Below are 24,121 nucleotides of genomic sequence, written 5' to 3'. Positions count from 1 at the left end.
GATAGCCTGAGTTAGCAACTAGTATATAAAAACGCAGAAAAAAAGAGCCACCATTCGGCAGCTCTCCTACTTTTAAATTTTAAACAAATTTGTTTAATTTTATCATTTTATCTGACATGTATTAATCCAGTATTTTGCTAACCATGATATCAATACAATCATCGTTGTCAAGGCAAAGAACATGCTTTGACTCACGCTCTGGCTTGCTCATCTGCCACCATTCACGCAAATCAGCTGATTTTGTACCAGACATAATAAAGGAATTTAACACAATTTTTTTATCTGTACATGATGGCTGCAAGCGATCTTCCAGTTCCTTAATTTTCCTGTAAAACTCCACCTTCGGATCATCAGGTCTAACCCTCATTAGTCCCTTAGGATCTATGAATGATACATATTGTACTTCAGGCGTATCTATCCATAAAACATAATCTGGATAAAAATTGCCTGCTTCGAAAAAACCCATGCCTACTTTACTTTTGTTACGAAGCAAGTAAAGATTTCTGTTGTCGAATACTTCTTTATTTTTTTCAGTATAGTTTTTTAGTCTGTCCACAAACAGTTTTTCATCTTCATTAAGGCTTACAGGAGATATCTGTATTTTCAATCCATTGGATTTCAAGCTAATAAGTGGTGCATATAGGTGTGAATGAAAGTCAAAGGCAACTAAAGATTTGCTAAATACAGCTCTCTCATATTCAGCAATTCCTTTATCCTTGTCCAATAGAGCAGTCAGCTCTGTTATGAATCCCTCGACTTGTTCGGCTCCATTATCACCGTCAAACAAATCTGCATACTTTAATGAATATTCTGATACAAAATTATTATCATCTGCTGTAAGTTCCTGATATTCGAGAAAAGGAGCTTCCCAGCGTTCCTTTTCATACTTGAAAAACTTATCTATGTAGATTTTCATCACCATTACACAGTAATCCGTTGCTGCCTCCAGTTTTTCAAAGGAATCTATCTTGATGTGCATTTTTGGTATGATAAGCGAGTACCACCCATCCACCAACAAGATATCTTTAAGTCTGTCCTTCTCAATGCTGATATTGTAATAGAATTTCTCGTTTTTATATGCTTCCAGTTCCTCAAACATGCGGTCATAATCTAAGTATGGAATGTACTCCTTATCCAGAGTATGTTCATCGGTTACCGACATCATCTGCATACTAAAGCTAGATTCAATGGTTTGCACCTTTGAACGACAATCAATTGTTATCTTATTCTTCACAAGGTAACTCATAAATCTTTCGTCAGGCTTATCCAGTACCAATCTGCGAGACTGCTTTTTGAAGTTTACCCCAGACTTTAGCTTAATGACTCTAAGTTTTTTTTCTTTAACCATATCATACCTGCTGACAACAGGAAGTGTAAATTCATGAGGCTTCTCATTAGCTGACATTTCTTCTAGCTCAAGGTATTTCTTGAAATCCTCCATGTACTGCGCCCTAATTCCAAATATAGTCAGCGTCTCAAGTAATTCAATATGTTTTGGCACATTAATACTCTGGTCATCTAATTTACGGCTGCGTTTCAGACAACCATGATATCCTCTTAAACGCACACCTCTACCGAACAACTGAATCGCCTGAGAGCCTTCGCCTTTTGCAAAGTTAATCAGACCCATCGTTGAAACTCTCCAGCTATTCCAGCCTTCAGTGAATTTTCGTGAGCCGACAAGTACTTTTATATTTGAAGTAGAGTTATTTATATTCCTAAACAAGGATTCTGAAACAAATTCCTCAGTTTTGGCAACAATCCCTTTCTTATCACAATTCTTCACCAGGCCAGCCGTATCACCAATACTGATGACACCGAAATAATCTCCGTACTCTCCTATCTTTAACCCAATCTCACCTGGCACCTGCCTGATATTTTCAATGTGCAAGCGTGGTTCTTCAGATGAAGTATCACTGTTAAAAACCAACCTCAGGATGTCAGTATAAATGTCTTCTGCCTTTGGAGAACCACCAAATATTGATTTTAACGCATTAAAATCCTGTGAAAAAAGCTCAGCACCCCTGCCATCCATCAATCCTGTATCTTCATTAAGTACGGCGTTTAAACGTTCAATCGTCTTCGCTTTACGGTTTACAAACTTATCTATGAATTCTATTACTTCCTCCACATCAGTCATTTCAGCATTAGAAGTTTTTGCAGTTACACGGTTACCCACAAACACAAGCAATGGTTTTTCAATCTCAAAAGGTGCAAATTCTTTTGGATATGATTCAAACAATTTAAGCTGCTGATAAAACGAGAGTAAGCAGCCAGTCAAATATAAATGACGCTGTTCCTCGTCTATTCCATCTTTTAAATTATAAATGCGATATTCCTTGCCATATCCATCTTCATAAAAGTATTTATAGGAGTAATCCATGATTATTGATGTGCAATACTCATCCAGCAAATCCTTATCTTTGGTTGGTTTCAAGGTCTTCATAGCCTGCTTAAATGTTGCGGAATACTCAAAAGCAAACCCCCCATCGGCAGACAGGCGAGATCGGTAATCATACCACACGTCACCAGCAAGCCCACGATGAGCCTCATCAACCAGTACTAGATTGTTTTGCTCAAAGCTATCAATAGAAACGGTCTTAATTTTACCTTCTTCTTTCAGCTTATTCATGTCGATAATAATGACGTCTTCCCTTTGCGAAAGAAAACCAGTATCCTTCTGGAACAGAGCAGCTGTAATTGAAGATAGCTTTAATTCCTCTAAATGCTGATTAGACATCCCCTCATTAGGTGAAAGCAAAATCACCTTGTTTATGGTTAAATGACTATTCAACCTTTGAGCCCTTTTCAGATAATATGAAAACTGCAGAATATTTGCGTGAGTAATCAAAGTTTTTCCGCTGCCGGTTGCACACATGAATGCCAACTTATTCATTCCTTCGGGCTTAAACTCAATATCAATCTTACCCATTGTTTGAGTAGATACCTGTTTTGCGTACTCGTTTAAATCCTTGCAAAACTCATCTTTATCGAAAAAATATCTATCTAAATACATCTCAGTAAACAGCAAAGATATGTACTGAAAGTACTTCAGCACAATACCCCCACGCTTATCTCCTATCTGCTTTACATACCGACAGATATTCTCATCATACAAACGTAGTTTATCACGGTTTATTTTTACTATATCCTTATTAACAGTGCAGATACGATCTAAGTATACATAAAACCATGTATTTTGATTTTCGTTGTATCCTTCTTGCTCCATACTGTTTAATTGTCCTGCAAGAGAAGCGAGCGTGTTCTTTCCGAACAAATTTAGGAAGTACCTGAACAGTAACAGTTGGTCATTGAATTTTATGGTTATCTCTGTCTTCTTCTTTTTTGCCACTGCTTATACCTCCTCAAACATACGCTGCTTAAATTCAGGCTCTATCATATTAACCTTCCAATGTTCCTCATCTGCCTTTAGATTTTCAAGGTTGTTATCCCCATTAACATAGATTATGTCAAATTCACGGTTAAGCTGATTTATACGGTGCTTATTGAAATAAGCATCCAGAGCGGCATTGCTCTCAATCAGATTATCCGTGATGGTACGCCAAATAATTAGTGTATGTCGCCCATCTGGAAGTATACCCTCAATCTGTTTAAATGCAAATTCTCCATCAATATCCTCGGTTAACTGCACCGCACCTTCATAAATCCCTGCTTTGTCAGGCTCTGTTTTAAAGTACGAAACCACACTTTGACGCACCACGTTAATACCAATGAGATAATTGAAAGTTTCGCACAGGTCAACTATTTTCTCCTTGGTTTCGTTATTCTCATTAATTTTCATTTTATAACTGAATGGCATTTTAAAGCTGTCAAGATTTATCATGCTATCTTTAGCCTCAACGTCAAACATATAATTGATTAAATATTCATCACCGAACAATACGGACATTTTATGCTTTTCTTCAGAAAGACTGATATTTGATAGAGCATCTTCATAGCTTTCTAAATGGTGATACTTCATAATATGAGTTACACCTGTTGTCCTATTTTTTGGCTTTCCATTCTCCCAATCATTAGCATAAATAACCTTTTTCATTCTCGCTTTTATGACTGAATCAAAATATTCACCCATGTCTACAAGAATATATTTTCGTTGTGAATCATCAACTGTTCTATTAATATTGATTACAGCATGACCCGTTGTTCCTGAACCTGCAAAAAAATCTAATACTACGTCAGCTTCATCAGACCCGATTATTATATTATCCTCAACTGTGTAAAGACTTTTTGGATAATCAAATGGGTTATTAGGTAATATGCTCTCAAGGATATTTGTCCCTTTAGACGATGCATCGTAGCGTTCTCCGAACCAAAGAGACTTAGGAGTCGCCTCTGAATCGGCAAAATCATATTGATAAACGGCATATCTTCCGTCTCTCATAGACTTGGCAAACAATGTTCCATTTTCACAGCCCTTACAGCAACTCTTATATCCCCAACGCCAACGTAGATTTTCCCCTTTGCTACTAAGTGGTAAAAGAAAAGCACAACCTTTTTCTTCATATTCTTTTTGCAATTCCCTTACAAAATCATCATTGAAAGTATCATCTTCAGGATTATATATTTTTTTATATTCATCTTCAGGTATAACACTAAGTTTTTTAGCACTTATATCATAAATGAATGGAAAAAACATATAAGGACGTTCTTCTCTACGCTTTCCAGTTCCTGTCCTTTTAAGCGGTAGTTCTCTTAACGCCTGCTCGCCTTGTTGTTTTGAGAATTTCTTTTTTATTTCCTCGTCACTAAGTATAAAGTTATTAGTCTGTGCAAATCGTTTATCTTTTGCATATAAAAGTGTATAGTCATGCGCTTGTGCAATAAATCCTTGGTCACGCCCTTTAGGATTTGTGAAGATTGCAATGTTTGAAATAGCGTTATTAATTCCAAACACTTCATCAAGTAATAAATTTATATACCTGAATTCATAATCATCAATAGCAACTTCAATAATACCTTTAGGTGAAATAAGTTTTTTGGCAGCCATGAGCCTTGATTCCATTAGAGAAATCCAACTTGAATGTTCATATCCATTCTTATAAAGAATTTTACTTGCATCCGTATTATAAGGAGGGTCAATATATATCAACCTAATTTTCTCATAATACTTTTCAAGCAGTAAGTTAATGGCTTGAAAGTTATCACTATGAAACATCAAACCTCCGGTTTGCTCTTCAATATTCTCAAAACTTGAAATCAACCTGTCCTTAAAGTCTGTTGAAAAATACTTTGTATCAACTATAAGATTCTTGTTTTGATGCAAAAAATCCAACGTCAATGGTTCAGAGTATGCTACTGTTGTCGAATCGCCCTCAATCTCATTGATTGCATACATATCAACCCATTCCTGTACTTGTATCTTGTTCTTTATGATTTCCTCATAAAAAGCCTCATCAATGCTATCCAGCGTAATACACCAATCCGTGCTAACTACGAATTTCTTTTTGAGCCATAGTTTTTTCTGAAAATTCTCAATTTGTGCAACGAAATCAATAATGATTTTTCCAACACGCTTAATAGCCCTTACTTTGGCAATATAAGCATCCACTCTTTTTTCATCTGTTGTATCAATATCGTCAAGGTGAATGACCTCGCTTTTAATAAAAAAGTCCAACTCTCTCGTTAAGAAACCACGTAAATCCTTATGTATAAAGTAATCAAATGTATTTTTGGCAACATAGCTTTCTAAATGCTTCTCCAACACAGATTTAACTTTCTTTTGGTCTTTCGTTGCAGCCGGACGTAGTAAACTAAACCAGTCTTTAAATTGACTGGATATAGCAGCGCTGATTTTCTTATAATTTTCTTCGGCATATTTGATCTTCTTATCAGCAGGAACATCAAAAACAAAGCGAATATAAAGCTCACCATTTAATATTTCCATTGTCTTAAGTTCAGGCTTTTCGTCAGTCTCCTCATAAAGCATGAACGTACGCTTTTTGTCATTGCTTTCCTTGTTGTTATTCTGCTCTGTTGTGGCATCCACGATACGGAAATGAACTTTACGCCCTTCGTCAATAAAGGTATAATCCTTGAAGTTCTCAGCAGTCTTTATGTAATACTGGTCTTGGTTAGCCCAATATAACTTGACCTCCTCACCTTCATAGGGAATGGCGTATACACCTTCTTTATAGCGGCGTTTTGAAATGAAATCACCCTCGTCATAATAGCGATTAAAAAAGCTATACAATGCCGAATAAACGTCAGTTTCCAAAGCAGACAAATCAACACCTGCCGTAAGCTGACCTTTCAAGCGAGAGTACTCTTCTGCAAGCTTAGGGCTCGCTGAAATTTCAATGCCTAAGTCTGCACATTGCTTTTCTATCTCGGCAAGACGATTCTCAATGTCCACTGTATTTGAAGCAAAAGGTGCAAGGGTATCCTGAACTTTATTTGGCAGTCCTTCAGTTAGGAATCTCTCTATTTCGTCTCTGCGAATATTCATGATACGATAGATACCAAAATCCAAATCAGACTTATCCAATTCAAATATGCTTTTCATTAAATTAACAAAACGATTTAGCTTTTCAGACATTACTTTAACCTCTCTCTATACTATATTTTTATCCTTTTTTGCTAAATTACTTTTCTTTGACAACTTCCACAACATCTCCTATGTCACATTCAAGTACATTGCAGATGCGCTCAATCACCTCAAGTGCAACATACTCATTCTTACTCATTTTTGAAAATGTACTGGCACTAACATTCGCCAATTTTCTTACGTCAGATTTCTTTAAATCCTTGTCAATAATGAGTTTCCACAGCTTTTTATAACTGACACTCATGCCTTCACCCCTATCTTTAACGATAAAAAAGTAATATCTTGTTACAACAATTAGAATTATATCACAGTTATTCCGACAAACCAATAATTACTTATGATAAGTCGCATTTTTTTTGCTTATCTCAACATAGGAGTTTTACTAACAAAAAATCAGAAATTCTCTTTTAAAATAATAAAACCTGCCCCCTAATAAAAAGGACAGGTTAATTAACTTTTGTGTTTTTCATATTTTCCGTATTAGTATAGCCTTTCAAACCCGCATATTCAAACACACAATGCAACCGACACCAATTCTTAACACTGTAGTATGGGTCGTATCGATGCGTATCATTTCATTCCCCTCTAAGCAAATCCATTGCTGGCACCGTTACCTGCTACCCTTTTTGAACTGGCAGTTTAAACTTATCTATACTTCAATTGATTTGAAGCAAGGTATGCGAAATGATAGTATTCCAGTAATTCCGATGTAATTTGCTTATATAACTCCGACAAATCCTTTTCCGTATCTATTGCTATTACCCTCATTCAAATCCTCTTTATATACCAAGATTTTTTCATTTATACTTTTTGCTGTTACTCATATCATGCTAAAATGATTTAAAGCTTCTGTTATGGCTTTCTCTTTATTAAGTGGACATTGTGGCACTCGTGCATCTTCTGACTTTGGAAGATTGTAACTTGTACCAATCTCCAAACCCAATTTTCTTTTTACCTGTGAAATATATAGGCTTGATACTTTCATACTATGATTTTTTAAAACATAATCCTTTATTTCTTCATAGGTTGCCTTGCTTTCAGCAGTAGTAATATCAAGCTCATCAAGGCTTAGGTCAATCTCAATTCTATCATCAGGATTTTTTCTGGACAAACAGACAACCGTCTCCACATGGCTGGTCACCGGGAACATATCTACAGGCTGTATCTCCTTAACCTTAAACCCGTTTTCCTCCAGATATTTTAAATCCCTGGCAAGAGTACCGGGATCACAGGATACATAGACAACCGTTTTAGGCGCCATGGCAGCTATTGTCTTTAAAAGTGCTTCGTCGCAACCCTTTCTGGGTGGATCGACTACAATAACATCTGCTTTTATACCCTGTTTATATAATTCGGGGATTACTTCCTCGGATTTTCCCACGATAAATTCGACATTGCTTATGTTATTTTCCCTGGCATTCTTTTTAGCATTTTCTATAGCAGGCTCAACAATTTCAACCCCATATACCTTTTTTGCTTTTCGGGCTAAGAATAGTGATATGGTCCCTGTTCCGCAGTAAGCGTCTATCACTGTCTCTTCTCCCGTAAGATTGGCATATTCCAATGCCTTGGAATACAATACTTCAGTCTGGATTGGATTCACCTGAAAGAAGGAAAGAGGAGAGATATTAAACTTCAAATCTCCTATATAGTCTGTTATTGTGGGACTTCCGTAAAGTACCTTTGTTTCCTGTCCCAATACCACATTGGTGACTTCCCTGTTTATATTCAGTACCACGCTTTTTAAGCTTTCTACTTGCTCCTTTAACATGGCAATGAGCTTGTCTTTATGAGGTATGTCATATCCGTTTATAATGACTGCCACCATCACTTCACCGGTTCTGAGAGCCTTCCTGACCATAATGTGCCTTAACAAGCCTTTTCCTGCGGCCTCGTCATAAATTGAAATATCATTATAAAATGCCCATTTTTTGATTATATCCATTACCTTGTCACTTACTTCATCCTGTATAAGGCAGGAGAGAGTGTCTATAATTTCATGGGACCTGGGAGCATAAAAGCCCGCCACAGGCTTGCCATTCTGAACACTTATGGGAAACTGGGCCTTGTTCCTGTACCGGTAAGGGTTTTCCATACCGATGGTGTCGTATATTATTACATCCTTCAGCTTTGCTATTCTCTCAATGCTGTCAATTACCCTCTGCTTTTTGAATTTAAGCTGGGCTTCATAGGAAAGATGCATAAGCTGGCAGCCTCCGCATCTTTTTAAGGTACACATGGGTTCAGTCCTGTCAGAAGACTGCTTTATAATTTTATTCAATTTCCCGAAAGCAAAGTTTTTGTTCACCTTTACGATTTTTATCTCGGCTTCCTCTCCCGGCAGCGCTCCGGGAACAAATACGGTGAAATTGTTTATTCTTCCTACACCTTCGCCTTCATAGCCTAAATTATCTATTTTAATTATATAGTCCTTGTTTTTTTCAACAGCAGCATTAACCATAAAAAACCTCCGAAAATAAACTATCTTTAGTTTGTCCTTTTTATTTTATATTATAAAGAAATAAAAAAAAAGCCCATCTATAGATGTATATATAGATGCGCTCAAAATGTAGGATTGGCCCTTTAAGCCATTTTTACATTTGATATTATTGACATATAAACTAATGTATATAACACTTTGTATAAAATTTACCATTGAAATTTATATTTAACAATCCTATAATATATTGGAAAAGAATAAAATCGGGGAGCTGGATGAGTCCGGCTGAGAGGGGACCGTATGTTCCGACCCATAACCTGATCTGGATAATGCCAGCGTAGGGACGTTTTAGCACTCTTAAGCTGATGTTATCCATCAGCTTTTATTATTTCCAAATTTTCCCTCTACCAACTGTGTATTGCCGGAAAAAATATCAAATAAGGAGGCGAGCGAAATGGCCGCAATAAATGTAAGCCTGCAAATTATACCGAAGGTCAAGGACGAAGATACCTACAGGGTGGTGGACGAAGTAATCAAGCTTATACAGCAATCCGGTGTTCCATATATAGTGGGCCCTATGGAAACCACTATGGAAGGTGAGCTTGATGAGCTTTTAGAAATCGTGAAAAAGGCACAGAATGTATGTATAAGAGAAGGCGCCACAAGGGTGCTGTCCGTGGTCAAGATAGATTACAAGCCAGAAGGTGTGACAATGGATGAAAAGATATACAAATACAGAACTTAAGCTCAAAAATAGTTTTTTTATAAAAAGGCTGCCCTTTTTATCGGTGTTTTCTATAATTATGCTTTGGGAGGCACTGGTAAGGATTTTAAAGATACCAAGCTACATACTTCCTGGCCCTTACGAAGTAGGTATGTCTCTTTTTGAATCCAGGAAAATTATTTTAAGCCATACTGTTGTAACTTCCACAGAAGCCATTTTAGGGTTTATATTATCAACAATTACAGGATTGGCCCTTGCCTTTGTCATGAACAGGTGGAAAACAGTCAAAAGCATTCTTTATCCCCTGCTGGTTATTTCCCAGACAATCCCCATAATTGCCCTGGCCCCCCTCATACTTATATGGATGGGCGTAGGCGTTCTACCAAAAATTATGGTGGTAGTGCTTGTTTGTTTCTTTCCTATCTGTGTGAGCACCACCGAGGGGCTGCAGTCTGCGGATCCGGATATGATAAATTTGATGAAAGTTATGGGTGCAGACCATTTGAAGATATTCCGGGAAGTGGTCTTACCATCTGCTCTCCCCCAATTTTTTTCAGGGCTTAAAATTGCAGCCACATACAGTATAATGGGGGCGGTTATCGGGGAATGGCTGGGTGCCAAATCCGGGCTAGGGATTTATATGACCAGAACCATGAGCTCTTACAGGACGGATTTGCTTTTTGCATCTATAGTGGTTGTAGTGGTAACAAGCATATTCTTATTTATGATAATTGAAATTATAGAAAAATTGATTATTCCGTGGAACCGCGTGAAAGATATTAAAGGAGATGATGTAAAATGAAAAAATATATTATTATAGCATTCATATTTTGTGCGGCAGCTCTTTCAATGCTCACTGGCTGCAGCACAAATCAAAATAAGGACGGAGGGACAGGACAGGATACAAAGACTCCGGATAAAATAATATTTACCCTGGATTGGGCACCAAATACCAATCATACCGGAATATATGCAGCCAAAGCTAAAGGCTTTTTTGAAGAAGAAGGACTGGATGTGGAAATAATCCAGCCCGGTCAAAACACTGCAGACCAGCTTGTGGCATCGGGCAATGCCCAGTTTGGCATAGGATACCAGGAAGGCGTAACCTTAGCCAGGCTTGAAGGCCTTCCCATTGTGTCAATTGCAGCGGTAATACAGCACAATACCTCGGCTTTTGCCGCACCCAAGTCAAAAAACATAAATACTCCTAAAGACTTTGAAGGGAAAAAATATGCCGGCTGGGGCTCACCTATCGAAGAAGCAACCCTTAAAGCGCTGATGGATAAATATAATGCAGATATTAACGAGGTCACAATTCTCACGACGGGGGCCACAGATTTTTTTGCCACCACTGAGAAGGATGCGGACTTTGCATGGATTTATTACGGCTGGGACGGCATAGCTTCGAAAATTAAAAACAAGCCCATAAGCTACATAATGCTCAAGGATGAGGATAAAGCCCTTGATTATTATACTCCCGTCATTACTGCCGGTGAAAAAACCATATCTGAAAACCCGGACCTGGTAAAAAGGTTTTTAAGAGCTGCGGCAAAAGGATATGACTATGCAGCCCAAAACCCTGAAGGTGCGGCAAACATACTTCTTAGCAACGCACCGGAGCTGGATAGTGCCCTGGTTATTGAAAGCCAGAAATGGTTAAGCCCAAAATACAAGGATGATGCGCCTGTATGGGGGCTGCAGAAGAAAGAAGTGTGGGAAGAGTATACAAAGTGGCTTTATGACAGAAAGCTTATAGATGAAATGCTTGATGTAGACAAAGCCTTCACCAATGATTTTTTACCTGAAAAATAATAGGATGTGAAATAATGGGACCAAAAATTGAAATTTCAAACCTTCATAAAAGTTTTTACAGGGACGGGGTTACCCTTGATGTCCTCAAGGATATAAACATGAAAGTTTACGACGGTGAATTTGTATCCGTTATAGGGCCCAGCGGATGCGGCAAAAGCACCATATTCAACATAATATGCAATTTAAGCTCGGGTTACACGGGGAATATATCAATAGACGGCGTCGACCTTAAAAGCAGTAAAAAAAGAATGGCTTATATGCATCAAAAGGATCTTTTAATGCCCTGGAAAAACTTGAAGGATAACATCTCCCTTCCCCTTGAAATACAGGGAATGGACAAAAAAGAAGCCTATGAAAAAATATACGAGATGCTGCCTGTATTTGGCCTGGAAGGATTTGAAAATGCCTATACCTTTGAGCTCTCAGGCGGAATGAAGCAAAGGGCAGCCTTGCTTCGTACTTTTCTCATAGACAGCGATATTATGCTGCTGGACGAACCATTTGGGGCCCTGGACGCCATAAACCGGGATAAAATGCAGTTATGGCTTTTGAGTATATGGGAAAAATTCAAGCGTTCGGTTCTTTTTATAACCCATAGCATAGATGAAGCCATTTTTCTGTCCGACAGGATATATGTCTTATCGGACAGGCCGGCAACAGTTAAACTCGGTCTTTCAATTGATATTGAAAGGCCGAGGAATAAAGGCCATATTACTTCGTCAAGGTTTAACGAATACAAGGCGCTGCTCTTTAATACCCTGGAATAGCCATATTAAAAATTTAAATTAATACCCTATAACTTTGGGGATACATTTTTATCCTCAATAGAATTCAAGAGCTTTTCATATAAATCCGGAAAGCTCTTTTTTAATATTAAGGGCCTCATATTGGAATCCACAAAGGCATGGCCTGTATAGCCGGTTGCTATAAGCTCATTGCTTTCATTATATACTTCATAGTTAAATGAAATTCTGACGCCCTTCATTTCGTTTATTGTGGTCTTCACTGTTAAGAGTTCATCAAATCTTGCAGGCTTTTTATGTAGGCAGCGGGTTTCCAATAAGGGGAATAACAGGCCGCTGTTTTCAAGGTCGCTGAACTGATAGCCTATATCCCTTAAAAATTCCGTCCTTCCCATGTCAAACCATACATAATAGTTGGCATGGTATACAATTCCCATTTTGTCGGTCTCAACATATCTCACTCTGAATTTATTTTCATTTACAAACATATATTTCACCCCTTTTAAAAAAAGTTGCTGTGCAACTTACCAAAGGGGGACCTATGTCCCCCTTTGGCGTAAAAATGTCTTAGCATTTTTACTGAGCACTCCCCCTTTACGGCAAGGGCGTCCCGTCCTTTATAATCCTCGTTTTTAATAAAATAGGAAAGAGAACTTTCCTATTTTATTAAAAAAAGCCTATGGGCGCTAGACCACATTGGCTTTACCGCTGAAAACAAGTCCCCTGTTAGTATCAAGAGTAATGAGTGTCCCTGACCTTATTATATCCGTTGCACCCTGGGCGCCGGATATAACCGGGATGCCCCTGCTTATGCATTCTATGGCTACATGGGACGTAAAACCGCCTTCCTCTGATACAATACCAAGAACCCTATCAAGCAGATATATATAATCCTTTTCAAGTTTTTTAACCACAAGTATATCGCCGTCGGCCAGCCGTTCCTCCGCGCTGCTTAAATCCTTTACAACAGCGGCGCTTCCATAAACGGAATTGCTGCCTATACCGGTACCTTTTACCAATATATCCCCTGCTATATGTACTTTAAGCATGTTGGTGGTTCTGGTAAATCCAACAGGAATTCCAGCTGCAATTACAAGAAGCTCGCCCTTTTTCACATATCCCGACTGCAGTGCCTTTTCGACCGACAGATCTATAAGCTCATCCGTAGATTCCATCTTTTCTGCAATAAGGGGGTAAACTCCCCAGAATATAGAAAGCTTTCTTGCTACCTGGTCATAGGGCGTTACTGCAATTATGGGGGATTTGGGCCTGTATTTCGAAACCATCCTTGCTGTGTGGCCGGTTTGTGTTGTTGCAAGTATTACGCTGGCACCTAATTCTGCAGCAGTGGTACATGCAGCATAGCTTATAGCACCCGGCACGCTGTCTATAATTGTTGGCCTTCTTTTTTCCAGCTCTTTATTGTATTGCAGCGACTCCTCAGTCCTCAATGCTATTTTTGCCATGGTTGTAACAGCTTCCAGCGGATATTTTCCGCCGGCAGTCTCACCGGACAGCATAATACAGTCGGTGCCGTCAAATATGGCATTTGCAACGTCAGAAGCTTCTGCCCTTGTAGGACGGGGATTTCTTATCATGGAATCCAGCATCTGTGTTGCCGTTATAACAGGCTTTGCCGCCTTGTTGCATTTTTCTATTATCATCTTCTGTACAAGAGGCACTTCTTCAACGGGTATTTCCACACCCAAATCACCTCTTGCCACCATTATTCCGTCTGAAAACTTTATTATTTCATCTATGTTTGAAACACCTTCGCGGTTTTCAATCTTTGATATTATGGAGATTTTATCTCCGCCGTTCTGCTCCAAAACACGCCTTATGGCAATGACATCGGCAGCCTTTCTTATAAAGGAAGCTGCTATTATATCTATTCCCTTGCTTATTCCAAAAAGAATATCATCAATATCCTTTTTAGTGAGAGAAGGAAGGTTTACCGATACTCCCGGCACATTTACTCCTTTGTGGTTTGATATACTTCCGCTGTTTAAAACAGTGCAATGTATCTCGGTTCCAACTATAGCATTTACTTTAAAACCTACAAGCCCGTCATCAATAAGTACAGTGTCGCCTATCTTTAAGTCCTTATGAACATTTTCATAGGAGAGACTGCATATGGTATCATCACCTTCCACCTCTCGGGTAGTGAATGTGAATTTTTGTCCCTCGATCAATTCCACTTTTCCGCCCTTGAAATTGCCGGTCCTTATTTCGGGACCCTTTGTGTCCAGCATTATGGACACAGGCTTATCCAGTCTATTCCTCAGTTTTGTTATTGAATCTATTCTTTTGCCATGCTCTTCATGATTTCCATGGGAAAAATTCAGCCTGGCACAGTTCATACCGCTTTGTATAAGCTGTTCCAGGATTTCTTGGCTTTCGCATGCTGGTCCTATTGTACATACAATCTTGGTTTTTCTCATATATCCTCCTATTTCGATAACACGCGGGCAAGCTTTAACAAATCGTGGTCTATATCCTTCTTCATCTTTAAAGCTTCATTTATATCTGCGTCTATGACATCATTTCCTTTAACCCCCACCACTCTGGAACCCTTTTCGTCATATAAAAGCTCCACAGCCCTTGCACCCAGCCTGGAGGCAAGGATTCTGTCAAAGGCAGTGGGGCTTCCGCCCCTCTGTATGTGACCTAAAATAGTCACCCTGGTATCCAGTCCGGTTATATTTTTTATTGCAGATGACAATTCATTGGCATGGCCTACGCCTTCGGCAATTATTATAATATTGTGGTGCTTTCCCCTAAGTTTGCCTTCAAGTATGGTTTTGCATACATCATCGACATTAAACTCAACCTCCGGAACTATTATGCTCTCACCGCCGCCGGCAATGCCGGCATAAAGAGCCAAATCTCCGCAATGCCTGCCCATGACCTCCACTATGCTTACCCTCTCATGGGAAGTTGATGTATCCCTTAGCTTATTGATGGCATCCAATACAGTATTTATGGCTGTGTCAAATCCAATGGTATAATCGGTGTAGGCCAGATCATTATCTATAGTTCCGGGAACTCCTACAGAAGGCAGGCCCTTTTCGCAAAGAGCACGGGCACCCATGAAGGAGCCGTCACCTCCTATTACCACCAATCCTTCTATGCCAAAGACCTTGATGATATTAACTGCCTTGTTGACGCCTTCCTCTGTCTTAAATTCTTCACATCTTGCAGTATGGAGGATTGTGCCTCCCCTCTGTATGATATCTGCGACAGAAGACCTGTCCATTTCAGATATTTCACCGTTTATGAGGCCATTATACCCTCTTCTTATTCCCATGACCTTCAGCCCTAAGTTTCGTCCCATTCTTACAACGGCCCTTATGGCCGCATTCATACCCGGTGCGTCTCCGCCGCTGGTTAATACACCAATAGTATTCATATATTACTCTCCTCTGGATTTAACAAATACGGTATTTTAAAAATCTGTACCTAACTGCTCTAAAATTACACATGCATCTTCCACTTCGGTTTCAGGGACCAGTACTTCAAATAGTCCATCTGCATTTTTATTTTTCCCAATCTGCCGTGTTTTTACAAGCACACCCTGTTCGCTTAGCATACCCTGTAATTTAGTTGCTCCATCTCTACTTTGTGCTACATATATAACAGTCCACATATATCAGGGCCCCCCATGGTAATTTAATAAGTGTCGCACCTAATTAAAATATTTCCTTAAGTATATAGTGCGCAAATCTCATCGATAACATTATGACTTGTTGGTATAGCTTTATATAGAAAGTATAAAATATTTTCCATTTTAAGTATTAATTTAAATATACCTTCCATCCAATACAATTGTAATAAATTTTATATACTTGTTCAAGGTGGATAGAAAAGTTTAACTAAAGTCAATCAACCCACCTTTACGCAGTCCTGACCCAGAATTTCATAGAGTTTACTGAGCAAGTCATCAGTTATTTCCACCCATAACTCTTTGTTTGCAACTTGCACGTTTTTTTTGCTGTTTGTGCCGTCTTCTAAAACCAGATATACCGGAGAAGGTCCCCTCATGGATGATAGTATAGGTTTAATTGTACTTATTATCTCGTTATATTTTTTTTGCGGTATCTTTAGATATAGTTTGCCAAGGCCGTTATATTTATCAAATTTTTTTAAAGGTTTTATTTCCTCGGCCAAAAGCTTGGGAGCTTCATCTTCCCTGATACTCAGCCTCCCTTTTATAAGAACCATATCATCTTCCTGTACAAGCTTGCTGTATTTTTCATATATCTTGGGGAAAATCAGCACTTCGATGGAACCGTACATGTCTTCCAAATTCACAAAGGCCATTACATTTCCGCTTCTTGTAGCCTTTATTTTTGTAGAAGCTAATATGCCGCCCATGGTTACGATTTTATTATCCAGCTCGCTATGTTTTCCCGGTACGTTTATTTCATCGTCCGAGTGGTCATCAAAAATCTCTGAGGTGTTTATTGTTGTATGTGTTTCAAGCTCATTGCTGTATTCTGACAGAGGATGTCCGCTCAGATACAATCCCGTCATTTCTTTTTCCATGGTAAGCAGGTATCTTTTATCGAATTCCTTTATGTTTGGCAATATGTCCTTTGTGGCTTCCGCCTTGCTGCCTGCCATGTCAAAGAGGCTTATCTGTCCGTCCAGATTTCTCTTTCTATCTCCGGATATGCCCTCCATAACCTGCTCAAATACCGATAAAAGCTGTGACCTGTAGCTTCCTAGTGAATCAAAGGCTCCTGCCTTTATAAGGCTTTCCACCGCTCTTTTATTCAGTTCTCCGTCCTTTACCTTCTGGCAGAAGTCAGTAAAGCTTACGAAGAAGCCTTTTTGTTTTCTGGCTTTTATTATAGCAATTATGCCCGACTTGCCTACATTTTTAATTGCAGCAAGACCAAACCTTATCTTACCGCTGCTTACGGTAAAGGTTACATTACTTTCATTTATATCCGGAGGCAGCACTTCAATGCCCATCTTCTTGCAGGTTTCTATATAAAAGGCGATTTTATCATTGCTACCCATAACGCTGGTCAGCGTGGCAGCAAAGAATTCCACCGGATAGTATCTTTTAAGATAGGCTGTCTGATATCCGACCACAGCATAAGCCGCTGCGTGGGACTTGTTGACATTTGTTTCAATAAGGCTCTTTATCCTTATCTCTCCGTATTTCTGCGGAGTATCGGACTATCTCATTACCCATCATTACAGGGTATAGGGCACTCGTGGAGAGAATATTATTCTGGCTGTTCATCTCTCTAGTCTCTGAACCTTCGTCCGTACTTTCATGCCATTCTGGACGCTTGGCTGCGGGTTTACCAATCCTCAAACTTTTTACTAATCTTAGGCATTACCCCTTGTCACTGTGTCTGTCACCAGCACAGGATAGTATTTGAGGCTCTAAGGTTTTTCCTGCAATTCACCCTATTTTCTTTACGAATTACTTCGTAAAGGCACTCATTATATCTAACCATTTGTTATGTTTGCGTTGTAAATATATAGTAGATTCACCATATAAATAGTTATATAAGCCGAACAACTCACATTTGCATTAACTCTGCATTCTTTTATTTCTTTAGTTTTTGTATTTGCTAATATATAGTGGCTTATATTCATCTTTTTTACTATCTGAATAAGAAAATTTTCCGTAGCTAATAATTGAAAACAATATGAAGGTATACGTATTTTTTTATCTGTCCAACTACTTTATGATAACTTGAATGCTTACTTAAAACAATACTTCCGTCACCATCAAAGTACCCTCTTATAAAATGCCTGATTAAGGATTCTTCTATATTAGGCAGATTAGATACAGTTAATGATTTATTAGGATACAAACCTATTCTTCTTAAGTCATCAGCCATTTGTTTTGACGAGAAATTTAATACATGCCCAACCTGTGAATTTTTAAAGCCGCCTTTTTTACTTATTCGTATTTCTCCATCGTATTCTATTTCGTCGGCAACCTTCTGTATTAATTCTCTATCTTTTAGCTGAAGCACAATATTATTAAAATGTTCATCTCCTACATAACCATCTGCGTAAATCAACCCTAAAATATACGCTTTTCTTTCAGTATCAATCTTATTAAAGTAATTTTCATTCAATCTGTATCTGTTCAGTCGCTTTGTGTTGATGTTCGCTTCTTTTAGTACCCTTGATATTGATCTCTCAGATACGTTTAATAAATCTGATAATCCTTTGAATTCTATTTTTCTATTCTTATAATAGTTTTCAATTATTCTTTTCTTATCAAGTTCAAGTAGTTTGTTATATGGTAACTTATCATTTATCACTGTTTCACCACCTATACATACTACTTTCATTATGATATACATAGATGGTGTTAATCATTCAATTTATGGTTAGTTTTCGAATGCATAACTTGCAAAGTCCATCATCTGGTCGAATATTTCATCAGCAGCCTTCTCGTTTATACCATTGCATATTGCTCCAGGAACAATTATGTTTCCTTCTTCATCAGATATCCCATGGATGAAGTTCTTTCGCTCCTCTTCCATGACCTTGTGCTTTTTCTTGGACATTACTCTTCTTACAAGGTCGCTTCGTCCTAATGAGTATCCGCCTAAATCCCTTACTATTTGCATTACCTGTTCTTGATAAACCATGCAACCATAAGTAACGTCAAGTATAGGTTTCAGTTCAGGAGTAAGATACTTTATTTTGTCGGGATTTCTTTTGTTTTCGATATATCGCGGTATTTCTGCCATGGGACCCGGCCTGTACAGGCTTATTCCGGCTATTATATCTTCAAAGCAGTCAGGCTTTAATTCCTTCATGAACTGTGTCATGCCTGAGGATTCAAGCTGGAACATACCCTGAGTGCTGCCATCGCTTATCATTTTATATACTTCCGGGTCGTCATAGGTTATCCTGTCAATGTCCAGTTCAATGCCTTTATCCTGCTTGATAAGGTCTAAGGTATCTCTTATAACTGTCAGGGTGCGCAACCCTAAGAAATCCATCTTCAGCATTCCCAGTTCTTCCAATGTACCCATTGGGAATTGGGTTACAATTGTGTCTTCATTTTTTGAGAGAGGTACATATTCGTCAATGGGCGCCGCCGCTATTACAACCCCTGCCGCATGGGTGGAGCTGTGCCTTGGAAGGCCTTCCAGCGTCCTTGAAATATCAATCAGCGTCTTTACCCTCTCATCCTCATTATAAGCTTTCATTAGCTCATGATTCATTGTCAAAGCCTTGTCTATAGTCATGCCCGGCTCAAATGGTATCATCTTTGCAATTACGTCCACTTCAGCGTAGGAGTAATTCAGTCCCCTTCCAACGTCCCTTATGGCTGCCCTTGCCGCCATGGTGCCAAAAGTGATTATCTGGGCTACCCTGTCTTTCCCGTATTTTTCTACCACATAATCGATAACCTCCTGGCGCCTTTCATAGCAGAAATCCGAATCAATATCAGGCATTGAAATACGGGATGGATTAAGAAATCTTTCAAAGATAAGATTATATTTAATGGGGTCTATTCTCGTTATACCCAAACAGTAGGCAACAAGGCTGCCTGCCGCGGAGCCCCTGCCGGGACCGGTTATTATGCCGTTATCCCTTGCGTATCTCATGAAATCCCATACTATAAGGAAATAATCCACATAGCCCATTTTAGTAATAACCTCAAGCTCGTAATCAAGCCTTTGCCTCAATTGATCGGTTATGTCTTCATATCGCTCAGTCAAACCTTTAAGGCAAAGCTTCTTTAAATAATCTTCCGGGATAATGTTTTCAGGCACATCGTATTTGGGAAGATGAGTCTTGCCAAACTCCAGCTCAACATTGCACTTTTTTACAATTTCAAGGGTATTTGTAAGTGCCTCTGGCACATAACCGAATAGGTCATACATCTCTTCGGGGGATTTTAAGTAAAACTCCTGTGTCTGAAATTTCATTCTGTCCTCATCGTCAATGGTCTTGCCCGTCTGAATGCACAGGAGTACTTCGTGAGCTTTGGCATCCTCACGGTTTATGTAATGTATGTCGTTGGTGCATACCAAAGGTATATCAAGCTTCTTTGACAGCTTTATAAGCTCCTCATTGACGGTTTTCTGTTCCTCAATGCCATGGTCCTGAAGCTCTAAGTAAAAATCATCTTTGAATACTCCCTTGTAGAACAAGGCTGTTTCTTCGGCTTTTTTCATGTCACCTTCCATGATACTTGTTTGTATTTCTCCCGCCAAGCAGGCGCTTAGAACAATCAAGCCTTCAGAATATTCCTGAATAGTTTGGTGGTCAATTCTGGGCTTATAATAGAAACCGTCAATGAATCCCTTGGATACTAGCTTTATTAAATTTTTATATCCCTTCATGTCTTTTGCAAGAAGCACAAGATGATAGTAATCACTGTCTATATTGGGCTCCTTATCGTACAATGTCCTTTTAGCTACATAAACTTCACAGCCTAGTATAGGCTTTATCCCCTGCTCTACGGCTTCCTTATAGAAGTCGATTATGCCGTAGGCGGCTCCATGATCTGTTATGGCAATGGAGTCCATCTTAAGCTCTTTGACTCTTTCAATAAGCTTCTTTATTCTGGCTGAGCCGTCTAAAAGGCTGTATTCCGTATGGACATGAAGGTGGGCAAATTGTCTCATCCCTTCACCTCCTTGAATGACACATGTATTTTATTTATTATTATAACATAACTTTGAGCATCAATTTCAAAGAAGCGGCAAGCGAGTTTTTAGGTAAGGTGACATTCCTAAAGGAATGTCACCAATTTATGGCGAGGGCGGCCGTTAAAATCAGAAAGATTTTCTGGCGGAAAAGCTCTTTGAAATTGATGCCCAATACGGAAAAATTAAAGTACCGGAAATCTAAATATCCCCGGTACTTTAATGATAATTGCTTATTTCCATATGAATTTATTAACCAAAAATCCTCCCTAACAAACCTTTTTTCTGATTCTTCTCCCTCCACTCGGATATTAATTCGTCCATTTTTTTGCCTCGTTCTTCCTCCATGAACTGCATTCTTTCCTTTAAATCCTGTATTTCAAATTTTATTTCCTGGTTTCCAAGCTCTACAGCTCTGTTAATTTCCTCAAAGAGGTCTTCCTTAAATCTGTCAATAGTCGCTAAATAGTTACCTTCATTGTTATTATTCAAAGCAATGACTGCCTCAGTGGTTGCAGCTGCTTCATCCCTTACTATTTCTGCTTTATGCAATATTTTTTTTATAGCCTTAAGGCTTAGATTTTCATTGCCTCTAAGCTCTTTTATAAATTTGAAGGTATTTATATCTGTCTGGGTGTATATCCTCTGGTTCATTTCATTTCTTCTATCAACAAGTTCCAGCTCTTTTTGCCAGTATCTTAAATTATGTATTTCTTCATTTAGAATTGCTGCAACTTCCCCAATAGAGTATTCCTTTTCGGACATCTCAATCATATCTATCCTCCCTTTTTTTTCCAATTATTATAGATTTATTCTACAATTATGGCCGGATTCCTCCTGCCATCTCATATTTTTTTTAAATTTCATTAAAAAACTTACAGAAAATACAAAAAGTAAAGACACTGAAAAATAAAACTTTTTCAGTGTCTTTACAATATGCACCCTTATTTAACTTCCTGTCTTCCTGTTCCATCTGTGTTTATTCTGTAAAGCAATTCATCCTGGGCGCCTATATAGTATATATAATTGCCCACAATGTTTATGAATATTGGCCTGTCGCTGCTTACCTCCGCCTTGCTTGTTCCGTCGGTCTTTACCTTGTAAAGCTGTCCATCAAGGGAATTATTGCTGTAATAAATAGTATCTCCCTCAACGTTCAATGATAAAGTAGAGTCGCTGACTACCAGCTGTCTTCCTGTACCATCGGTTTTTATCCTGTATATCCTGCTGTTATCCGATATATTTCTGTAGTATATATAATCACCTGTCACATTAATAGCTCCGGCAGAATCACTGCCTAGCTTAATTTTCCCTGTACCGTCAGTATTAATCCTGTAGATATTTTTCTCTGCGTCACCGCTTACATAATATATATGCCCATCGACAACATTTAACTCGGATGCACTGCCGCTGTCAAGCTTTGTTCTTCCAGTACCGTCGGTTTTTATTTTATAAATGCTATTGCTATCAAGGCCATTGCTGTAATATATCCATTCGCCTACAACATTTATATAAAGAGCCATATCAGCACTTAAGGGTTGCCTCCCCGCACCGTCCTTGTAAACTTTATAAAGCTTGCCCTGGTCGGATAAATTAAAATAGTATATCCAGCCATCATCCATAATATTTATAAACATGGGAGTATCGTTTTCTAAAAATATCTTCTTGCCGGTACCGCTTGCATTCACAACACCAAAGCTATTGTTGGCGTAATAAATTTTTGCCCCGTTAGTGGCAGCAATCCCGCCGCCTGTTATATTCCCCGGGGAGTTACCCCTGAAATTGTTGAAATAAAGGTTCTCTAAGACGGAATAAGGAACTGCTCCCTCTCCGCCAAGAGCCGTCACAGACTTTATTTCTCCAAGTTTGGCTTTAATAATATCCTTTATAACTCCGGACATGTTTTTATCCGCCAATATTATTGGGGATGATGTGCTTGGTGCCAGTGCCGAGCCTGCAAGGGCATCAGGGAAATTTAACCCCGTAGTGATATATGGATTATCGAAATTCAAATCCGCCATAAACCTGTTTATTATGGCTGCATTGGTTTCATATCTGTCTTTTCCGCTTATTCTTTCGGCACCCGGCAGGCTGTACAGCACAGCATCACTTAAAACTCCGGTGCCTCCGATAATATAGGTCTTTTGGATCCCTGCAGCCATTATAAAGGAACTTACATCGGCTGTAACCGCGGCCTTAGGTGACAGAATAATGGGTATTCCCTTGTCAGCCGCAATTGGAGCTATGGACAGGGCATCGGGAAAATCGGCTCCTGTAGCTACTGCCGCTTCAGTATTCAATCCGAATTGGGCCTTCATATAATTTGCCACGGCTATGGAAGTCTGATATCTGTCATTACCTGATAACCTGGTGACTGTAATACCCTTTTGTGTCAATCTTGTTTCCACTGCTGCGGATACAACTCCGGTACCGCCGATTATATATATATTTTTTGCACCAAGCCTAATTATTTCACTTTCAATGTCACCTCTCAGCTGCCACTTTTCCGAAAGAAGTATGGGCGCATCCAGCTTTCTTGCCAGAGGTGCGGCACAAAGAGCATCTGGAAAATCCTCTCCTGTCGCCAGAACGACGTTTATTGAACTTTCCCATCCTGCCTGTGATATTTTAATGGATGTACCGTATCTGTCAGACCCGGCCAGCCTTTCCGACACTGCTGCCATTGCCTTCTCAGGTACCATAATTGATGCGGCTGCAACAACAGCTGCCAGCATTATCGTATATATAGAACGCATTATATTACTCTTCCTATTCAATATATCTCCTCCTTTAGATTCGCCTGCCACTGATTGTAAAGAGCTCCTCGCTTCTTTACAATTAGTGGCACACAGTCCATATATCCAATAGCTTAAGCTCCTGGATATCCTTGTTAAAGCTTGTCTTAGGCATATATACTATAATAACTTGAATGAAAGGAAGATTATATAATAACATATTTCCTCGTCTGTAATTATAAGGAAGTGGAAAGGGTACAAACATTGTTTGTACTTCTGGGGGAAATAGACCTGACAACGGTATTTTCGTTGTCAGGTCTTATATTTCATGTGTATATGAAAATTAAATAAACAAGTAGTTGTGTGTACATTAAAAATGCATTGAAAAAAGCATAAAGACCGTGTGTATTGAGTGTATCTGATTGCTAAGAGCGACAAGTGGGTTGATATGGAAAAG

At 38.9% G+C, this 24,121-nt stretch carries 17 protein-coding genes, 1 pseudogene and 1 riboswitch; of the genes and pseudogenes, 4 read left to right on the top strand and 14 right to left on the bottom strand.

The annotated features are described in order from the left end of the window. Positions 1-121: 121 nt before the first annotated feature. The 5 genes from OXPF_RS14305 to rlmD all read right to left on the bottom strand — a co-directional run bounded on the left by OXPF_RS14305 (position 122) and on the right by rlmD (position 9,026). Positions 122-3,352: a DEAD/DEAH box helicase family protein gene (locus tag OXPF_RS14305; RefSeq protein ID WP_054875899.1), complete on the bottom strand. Its 3,231-nt coding sequence runs from the start codon at positions 3,350-3,352 to the stop codon at positions 122-124. A 3-nt stretch (positions 3,353-3,355) separates the two neighbouring features. Continuing rightward, complete coding sequence (locus OXPF_RS14300; RefSeq protein WP_054875898.1) at positions 3,356-6,556, bottom strand: site-specific DNA-methyltransferase; 3,201 nt, start codon at positions 6,554-6,556, stop codon at positions 3,356-3,358. Between the two features lie 46 nt (positions 6,557-6,602). Continuing rightward, positions 6,603-6,809 carry a helix-turn-helix domain-containing protein gene (locus OXPF_RS14295; protein ID WP_054875897.1) on the bottom strand — a complete coding sequence of 69 codons (207 nt, stop codon included), beginning with the start codon at positions 6,807-6,809 and terminating at the stop codon, positions 6,603-6,605. A 401-nt stretch (positions 6,810-7,210) separates the two neighbouring features. Further along, positions 7,211-7,333, bottom strand: a complete 123-nt coding sequence (locus OXPF_RS23415) for a hypothetical protein (protein ID WP_278308401.1) — start codon at positions 7,331-7,333, stop codon at positions 7,211-7,213. A 52-nt stretch (positions 7,334-7,385) separates the two neighbouring features. Next, positions 7,386-9,026, bottom strand: coding sequence for a 23S rRNA (uracil(1939)-C(5))-methyltransferase RlmD (rlmD, locus tag OXPF_RS14290; protein ID WP_054875896.1), 1,641 nt, complete (start codon positions 9,024-9,026; stop codon positions 7,386-7,388). 233 nt (positions 9,027-9,259) lie between these two features. Continuing rightward, positions 9,260-9,367: riboswitch (TPP riboswitch) on the top strand. 92 nt (positions 9,368-9,459) lie between these two features. Between rlmD and OXPF_RS14285 the strand changes: the two genes are divergently transcribed. Genes OXPF_RS14285 through OXPF_RS14270 form a run of 4 tightly spaced genes read left to right on the top strand, consistent with a single transcriptional unit; the run spans position 9,460 to position 12,308 of the window. Continuing rightward, positions 9,460-9,750, top strand: a complete 291-nt coding sequence (locus OXPF_RS14285) for a thiamine-binding protein (RefSeq protein ID WP_054875895.1) — start codon at positions 9,460-9,462, stop codon at positions 9,748-9,750. After that, entirely contained in the window at positions 9,722-10,531 is an 810-nt protein-coding gene (locus OXPF_RS14280) for an ABC transporter permease (RefSeq protein ID WP_054875894.1), read from the top strand. The genes OXPF_RS14285 and OXPF_RS14280 overlap by 29 nt, the downstream gene beginning before the upstream one ends. Then, positions 10,528-11,541 (top strand): ABC transporter substrate-binding protein, encoded by a 1,014-nt coding sequence (locus OXPF_RS14275; protein ID WP_054875893.1) that lies wholly within the window; start codon positions 10,528-10,530, stop codon positions 11,539-11,541. The genes OXPF_RS14280 and OXPF_RS14275 overlap by 4 nt, the downstream gene beginning before the upstream one ends. 14 nt (positions 11,542-11,555) lie before the next feature. After that, positions 11,556-12,308 carry an ABC transporter ATP-binding protein gene (locus OXPF_RS14270; RefSeq protein ID WP_054875892.1) on the top strand — a complete coding sequence of 251 codons (753 nt, stop codon included), beginning with the start codon at positions 11,556-11,558 and terminating at the stop codon, positions 12,306-12,308. 26 nt (positions 12,309-12,334) lie between these two features. On the opposite strand, the gene OXPF_RS14265 is transcribed toward OXPF_RS14270, so the two are convergent. The 9 genes and pseudogenes from OXPF_RS14265 to OXPF_RS14220 form a co-directional block, all read right to left on the bottom strand. Beyond that, positions 12,335-12,772 (bottom strand): acyl-CoA thioesterase, encoded by a 438-nt coding sequence (locus OXPF_RS14265; RefSeq protein ID WP_054875891.1) that lies wholly within the window; start codon positions 12,770-12,772, stop codon positions 12,335-12,337. A 198-nt stretch (positions 12,773-12,970) separates the two neighbouring features. Then, on the bottom strand, positions 12,971-14,725 hold the full coding sequence (gene pyk, locus OXPF_RS14260; RefSeq protein WP_054875890.1) for a pyruvate kinase: 1,755 nt from the start codon (positions 14,723-14,725) through the stop codon (positions 12,971-12,973). A gap of 8 nt (positions 14,726-14,733) precedes the next feature. Then, the gene (gene pfkA / locus OXPF_RS14255) at positions 14,734-15,693 is read right to left on the bottom strand and encodes a 6-phosphofructokinase (RefSeq protein WP_054875889.1); all 960 of its coding nucleotides are present in this window, start codon (positions 15,691-15,693) and stop codon (positions 14,734-14,736) included. Positions 15,694-15,729: 36 nt separating this feature from the next. After that, positions 15,730-15,930, bottom strand: a complete 201-nt coding sequence (locus tag OXPF_RS14250; RefSeq protein ID WP_054875888.1) for a hypothetical protein — start codon at positions 15,928-15,930, stop codon at positions 15,730-15,732. 236 nt (positions 15,931-16,166) lie between these two features. Continuing rightward, a complete protein-coding gene (locus tag OXPF_RS23170; RefSeq protein WP_054875887.1) occupies positions 16,167-17,384 on the bottom strand; it encodes a helix-hairpin-helix domain-containing protein in 1,218 nt (405 codons plus the stop codon). Between the two features lie 551 nt (positions 17,385-17,935). Then, entirely contained in the window at positions 17,936-18,580 is a 645-nt protein-coding gene (locus tag OXPF_RS14235) for an LAGLIDADG family homing endonuclease (RefSeq protein ID WP_054875885.1), read from the bottom strand. Between the two features lie 78 nt (positions 18,581-18,658). Next, positions 18,659-20,908: pseudogene (locus tag OXPF_RS14230) on the bottom strand (DNA polymerase III subunit alpha); the annotation flags it as partial. A gap of 273 nt (positions 20,909-21,181) precedes the next feature. Next, positions 21,182-21,694 carry a helix-turn-helix domain-containing protein gene (locus OXPF_RS14225; protein WP_160317227.1) on the bottom strand — a complete coding sequence of 171 codons (513 nt, stop codon included), beginning with the start codon at positions 21,692-21,694 and terminating at the stop codon, positions 21,182-21,184. 179 nt (positions 21,695-21,873) lie between these two features. Continuing rightward, positions 21,874-23,706, bottom strand: coding sequence for a DUF5050 domain-containing protein (locus OXPF_RS14220; RefSeq protein WP_054875883.1), 1,833 nt, complete (start codon positions 23,704-23,706; stop codon positions 21,874-21,876). Positions 23,707-24,121 lie beyond the last annotated feature (415 nt).

Origin of the sequence: Oxobacter pfennigii (assembly GCF_001317355.1) — a bacterium.
Classification (GTDB): domain Bacteria; phylum Bacillota; class Clostridia; order Clostridiales; family Oxobacteraceae; genus Oxobacter; species Oxobacter pfennigii.
Note: the sequence above shows the minus strand (reverse complement) of the source record. Positions and strands in the feature narration are given on the sequence as shown.